We start from the raw sequence: 6,111 nt of genomic DNA on the forward strand, positions 1-6,111 counted from the left end.
TGTTCGTATAGTCAATCGCCCACTCGAGTGACGACTTATCTGCTCCCGACGCATCACTGATCACTTTGGTCAGGTGATAGCTGTTCCGCAGTAAGAGAGAAACATTGTATCCCTCATCTCGACCTGGCAGCACCTGCATATCAACCCGGGTGCTCGAATACCTCACGAACAACAGTGTTGTATTTTCCTTCGTCGTCGGGCCAAGCGTCTCATCAGTGACCCGGGTCAGCACCACGTTGTCGCGGTCGTCTCTGCCCCAAGTCAGCGTAATGGAGTGGCCCGTCGAGTTGAATATCTGACAAGGGACACTCACTTTACCCATCTTTTTCAGTATCTCGACGCCCCCGTCTTTATGAAAAATACGGTTCCCGGTTACGTCGAAGTGAAAACTATCCAGTTTTTTCTGCTGAACCTTACCGTTTTCAACCTGGTAGCGCTCCCCCGAGCCCAGCGTCAACATCCCGGACTGGCTGTCGCCTTCGTAGGTTGACATCCCGAAAGATACCCCCACGCCAAGGCCTACATTCGCGGTGTTCATCGGGGAATAGCTTAGCGTTATGGGTAATGCCGGCCCCATCAGGTTATTCGCTACCAGGTGGCCGGCATTGATATTAATGCCAAAGAGACCGGTGCGAGGATCGACTTGCCCGGACACGGCGCTAACAAAGTTGCTGGCCTGACTGTAAAAATCTGAAACGGTGCTCATTAGCGTTGCCCTCGGTGATTTGAATAGATCCACTCTTTGAGTCGCGAAGATGACTGCACACACAAGAGTGCTTTGATCAATTAATTGACTAGCGAATTTCATTACGGGAGTGCCTATTAGCGGCTTTTAATTAGGACGCTCCCGATGCACGCCATTAGTCCGTAACGGGAAGCAGCTTCCATCGATATGCCGGCAAGTTCATGATATTAGCCAGATTAAAATCATGATTACCATCATATTCAACATAAAACCAATTTCCCGCCGAGGTTTTAGTTCCCGCCTTAATGAATTCATGGCCGCTAGTAGCTAAGTAAATCGCCAATTCTCCGGTCGTCCATACTGGCCATAGGAAGAATCCTGTATATGGCGATGAGTCCGGCGAGTCAGGGTCGCCCGGTTTGCCCGCAAGAGTGTAAGGATGCATGGTCAGAGCAGCATCAATACCCAAGCTGAGCTCTATGTTATTGCCATCACGCACCTGATAAAACCGATAAATGAACTGGTCGTTAGGAACTAAGGATGGTCGGATATTCATGGCGTACCCGCGAACACTTGAGTGTATACTGTTGCAGGTCTGCGCTTCCAAACCAAGATTATTTACTTCACAAAAGACTAGCGTGCCATTTGTATTAACAAGCGTATAAGGCCTAAAGTCCCTATAATCGTTATTGCAGTACAAGGAGAACGGGGTGAATGACTCAACATTTATCGTCGCTGGCGTTGCTGGCGTTGCTTGGGTAGCGGCCACATAAGTAGGCAAGTCGTTATTGACGAAAAAAGTCCCGCTATTGCCATACTCATCAAATATAGTTATAAGGGTTTCACTAGCGTCAGGAAAGTATATTTCAATGTTGGTGCACATCCTGAATATTAGCGTCGCCCTGATTCCAGCTTTAGAAGCTGGCTCAATTTTATTAATGGGCCCGGTCGCAATTCTCGCCACTGATGTGCTCATACCGCTGATACAAAAAGGGAGGATATCTTCAGTATCCCCAGTACGCTCAGGCCAAATGTATAGATCTGTACAAAACGAATTTCTTTTGCGCTGAGCATTAGGAACTGCAAATGAGCCCAAAGTCGGAATCGAACTAAGAAGTTTAGCGTCTGTATTATCCAATGTTATGGTAAAGTTTATCTGGCGCCAGTAGTTTATCTGACTTGGCACATCGGGGGGGGGTAACTGAGTGCTGATGTCAGAAGCCCCGTTGGGCATTGGCGACATACTAGCAGCCTTAACCGTAAACTGTTCAGGTTTAAAGGTGATACCTTCCCATAAATCAATGGTGAGAGAACTATCATCACCGCGCGCGTAGCTGCTATAGTTTACAGCACCGCTCGTCGAGACTATTTTTACGCCGATCTTCGGGTGACTTGTTTTTATATCACCTTTATATAATAGATACTTAATCACCCGTGACTTACCGACTCCTACGTTTATCTCAGTATTTTTGGCTACGCCAGGCCGAGCAGTAAACTCATTTTCCCTGCTCGTAGTGGCAAACCCCTGGCGCCATGGTGACAACTCTGGAGACGGATCTCGTATCGTTGGAGTCGGCACGAAGGGATAAACCTCTCCTTCGTCCATAAAGTTAATCAGTGATACACTCGCGTTTAAGAGATCCTGAGTAATCTGCCCAGTAATATCATCGTCACCGTGGAATACATTAAAATCCACGTAAACCTTCAGCATGTTGAAGCCGTTGCTGTATAGCGATTGTGATTCGGTTTCTCCATCCGAGGTAATGGTAATGTCGCCAGACGAGGTCCATTGCACTTCGTCTGCGTTGGTAGGGGAATGAGATTGTTCGCTCATACGTAACTCCATTTCACATTTCTTTTAGTTATTTATTGGATCATCAAGAACGAGCAGAACAATCCAACATTCTTTGCGACGCACTTCTGACCCTGCCCTTTTCGTCATCAGCACCACGACAATTGGGCACATCAAAATAATCATCAAAAAACAAGGGAAGCACTCCCTACCACATCTCATACTTTTGATCCAGGCATCTCAAAATACCTCAACGCAGTACTTTTCGACCTATTCCGCACGACGCTTGAAGGTCAGACTATTAACAAAGTTCTCTGCCGGCCTTGATCAGGACGCGTACTGGTCAAATCCGCTGCAAATGACTGGTCAGGTCGAATGCAAACAAATGGGTAAGTCTGTGCAACTACCCCATGAGCTGCTTGATTCAATTTGAGAATAGCTTGGAACTCACCCGCCCTATTCGTAGGCCCCGAACCCTCACCGGCATCACCCGTAACTGGGCGGCCGCGGAAACTGAGTGCAACACCTGACCTTTCCGACACGGTGTTGCCCCTATGTCCTATCACGAACTCAGCGTCAAAGAGTGTGTGACCATCCAGCTCGGTCACGTCCAAGGCTTCAGCCTGCGCAGGATTACCCTCTTGATTAAGCGCTCGCCCTCAACCATCAGTCGAGAGTTGTGGCGTAGTCGGGAGAGTTGCGGTAATTACTCAGCCCACACGGCTCAGCACTCTATGAGGGTTCGCCGTCGCCCCTGCCGACCTCAGCGCAAGCTGTTGCGGGGCAGTGAGCGCTTTGACTTGGTGATTCATATGTTGCGTGGGCGTTCGTCTCCCGAACAGATTGCCGGCAAGCTGCGCAGCATGAATATTCCCAGTTTGAAAGATGCCTATGTTTGCCGAGAGACGATCTATAACGCGGCCTATGCCCTGCCAGTGGGCGGACTGCGCAAGGAGTTGATCCTCTGTCTACGTCAGGGCAAGGCTACTCGCATGCCGCGTACTGGGGGTGTGGACCGGCGCTGGCAGATCCCCGAGATGCTGAGTATCCACGTGCGCCCACCGGAAATTGAAGATCGGTTGATGCCAGGTCATTGGGAGGGTGATTTGATCAAGGGCAAGGCCAACGCCTCGTCTGTAGGCACCTTGGACGAGCGCACCAGTGGTTACTTGATGCTGGTAAAAATGAGCGATGCGACCGCGACTTCCGCCATGCAGGGTTTCAGTGCGGCGCTCAATTGCATGCCGCTGGCGATGCGCAAAAGCATGACCTACGACCAGGGACGGGAGATGGCTAAGCACGCCGAAATCACCCAGAAGACCGGAGTGGCCATTTGTTTTTGTGACCCGCACAGCCCTTGGCAGCGCGCCAGCAACGAGAACATCAATGGCTTGATCCGTCAGTACCTACCCAAGGGCACTGACTTGTCGAAACACAGCCAGGAAGAACTGGATGCCATCGCCCTGGAATTGAACATGCGCCCCCGCAAACGGTTCGATTTTAAATGCCCCATCGAAATGATGAGCCAAGTGATGCACGACGCCATCGCTATGCGCCATGATGCTCCGGCTTCAATTCAATGACCGTGTTGCACTCAGCTCCTGCATCCGCCCTCCCTGCATGCAAGCACAGTCGCAGCTAATGCGAGCACGGGGGGGGGGCTGCTTCAGTTGCAATTAATCCGCGCCTGAAAGCACGTTGATTGCAAGCATGGCCGTTTTCGATTGCAAGCACTTACATCTACCTTCTACGTCTGTGGCACCCGCGAAGACCGGTAGGTTTGGGCTGAGCCAGGAGCGGAACAGATCAAACTGCGGGCCTACGATTGATCGGAAAACCTTAGCGTACGATTTTTCCAAATTATCTAGGCTCCCCCAGAAGAACCGCATGACCATGCGCTAGTGTGCTGTTTTCGAAATAACTTGCCCCTCCATCTGCGTCTCCATCGCCTCGCGTGCTCGCCGTATCTTGCTCAAAATTTCATCGCCCTTTGCGTTCCAAACGTACCGGGTCGGTCGTGCGTTCCGTAATGCTAGGAAGGCGGTAATCGAGCTTTCCAACTCACGTACGGAGCCGAAGCTGCCGTCGCGCAAGAACACGGTAATGTCCCTGAAAAACCGCTCGACCATGTTCATCCACGAGCTGGAGGTCGGTGTGAAATGCACATGGAAGCGCTGATGTTTCGCCAGCCAAGCCTTCACCTTTGCGTGCTTGTGTGTCGCATAGTTATCCACGATCAGATGCAGTTGGAGATGCTTGGGCGTTTCCTTGTCGATTTTCTTGAGAAAAGCCAACCACTCCTGATGACGGTGCTGGCGCTCGATGCTACTGATCAGTTTGCCCTGGAGATAATCCAGCGCTGCGAACAGCGTGACCGTGCCGTGGCGAGTGTAATCATGGGATTTTGTTTGGATATGACCGATCCCCAGAGGCAGCCCAGGCTGTGTGCGTTCCAAGGCTTGCACCTGACTTTTCTCGTCGCAGCAGAGCACCAACTCCTTGTCTGGCGGGGCCAGATACAGACCGATGACATCCCAGAATTTCTCCTCGAACTGCGGGTCGTTCGACAGTTTGAAGGTACGTGTCAGATGAGGTTTCAAGTCATTGGCCGCCCACAGTTTATGCACGGTGGTCGCTGATATGCCGGCGGCACGGGCCATGCTTCGGCAGCTCCAGCGGGGCTCGCCGATACGAGGTTGAGTGACCTGTTCGAGCACGCGGCGGATCGTGTCAGCAGGCAGAGGGGATTTGCGCCCTCGGCCAGGCTTGTCGAGCAGGCCTTCCAATCTGAGCGCCTGAAAACGCTGGCACCAGTCGGTGACCGTAGGGCGAGAGAAACCTGTCAATCGCACGATTTCTTCTCGCGTTGATCCTTGCGCTGCCAGCAAGATGACGCGGGCTCGACGGCCATCGCGCTGACTGATGGTGGCGGAACGTACGCGACGGCTCAGTTCGGCAAATTCTTCGGGGCTAAGCGTAATGTCCAGAGCGCTCACCAGGAACTCTCCAAGGTAGGAATGGCACCTGAAGTGTAGTGCAAGCATGGAGAAATTTATTTCGAGAACAGCACACTAGGAAGAACAAAGGAGCCTAATACTCTAAGTGCCCTGATCCATGACGTTGGGGGATATACAGACAATTTTAACGAAACCGGCGAACCGGGATTGGTTGCCCATGGAGCGCCTGGAGTATTTAAGTATGTCAACAAGTCTCGAGAAGTTGTGCCTTTAGGTGAAATTGATTGGTTGAAGCAAGTAGAAAAGGATTACGGCTTGAAGCTTTTTCAAATAACTGACACTCCATTACACGTTTTTGCCTGTCATACTTCAGCCCCGGAACTTGGTGTTAAGCTTGCGGACGCACTAGGGAGGCCGATTGTTCTTTACAGAACCAATAATGGGGTGGTAGCTGCCAACACGCGAGAATTGCTAAGCGGCATACGCACTCTGATATTAGGCAGAAGCGATGGGGCTGAAGCTATTAAAACTACATATCTTCCATCAAACTATATAGGGTAAGCCGTAACCCATGCCGTGCCGTGGTGGTGTTCACGGCATGTTTCAAGGTGGTTATCAGCCGGCAGCTACAAACCGTCTATCAACATCGACTCTCCACAGCCATGCTGACCATCGCC

3 protein-coding genes and 1 pseudogene are annotated in these 6,111 nt (G+C 51.2%); 1 reads left to right on the forward strand and 3 read right to left on the reverse strand.

Translation table 11 applies throughout. The annotated features are described in order from the left end of the window. Window positions 1–706 (reverse strand): annotated as a pseudogene (locus F8N44_RS30925) (hypothetical protein); the annotation flags it as partial. A gap of 154 nt (window positions 707–860) precedes the next feature. Beyond that, a complete protein-coding gene (locus F8N44_RS30930) occupies window positions 861–2,519 on the reverse strand; it encodes a hypothetical protein (RefSeq protein ID WP_150653005.1) in 1,659 nt (552 codons plus the stop codon). Window positions 2,520–3,031: 512 nt separating this feature from the next. Between F8N44_RS30930 and F8N44_RS30935 the strand changes: the two genes are divergently transcribed. Then, on the forward strand, window positions 3,032–4,060 hold the full coding sequence (locus F8N44_RS30935) for an IS30 family transposase (protein ID WP_150653006.1): 1,029 nt from the start codon (window positions 3,032–3,034) through the stop codon (window positions 4,058–4,060). A 315-nt stretch (window positions 4,061–4,375) separates the two neighbouring features. Here the strand turns inward: F8N44_RS30935 and F8N44_RS30940 are convergent, their stop codons facing one another. Then, the gene (locus F8N44_RS30940; protein WP_150653007.1) at window positions 4,376–5,473 is read right to left on the reverse strand and encodes an IS630 family transposase; all 1,098 of its coding nucleotides are present in this window, start codon (window positions 5,471–5,473) and stop codon (window positions 4,376–4,378) included. Window positions 5,474–6,111 lie beyond the last annotated feature (638 nt).

Source organism: Pseudomonas fluorescens (assembly GCF_902497745.1).
GTDB classification, from domain to species: Bacteria; Pseudomonadota; Gammaproteobacteria; order Pseudomonadales; family Pseudomonadaceae; genus Aquipseudomonas; species Aquipseudomonas fluorescens_BM.

Bases quoted from the DNA above. Each gene is read 5' to 3' on its own strand.
- F8N44_RS30935 (WP_150653006.1), top strand. From the start codon at position 3,032: ATGTCCTATCACGAACTCAGCGTCAAAGAGTGTGTGACCATCCAGCTC.
- F8N44_RS30930 (WP_150653005.1), bottom strand. From the start codon at position 2,519: ATGAGCGAACAATCTCATTCCCCTACCAACGCAGACGAAGTGCAATGG.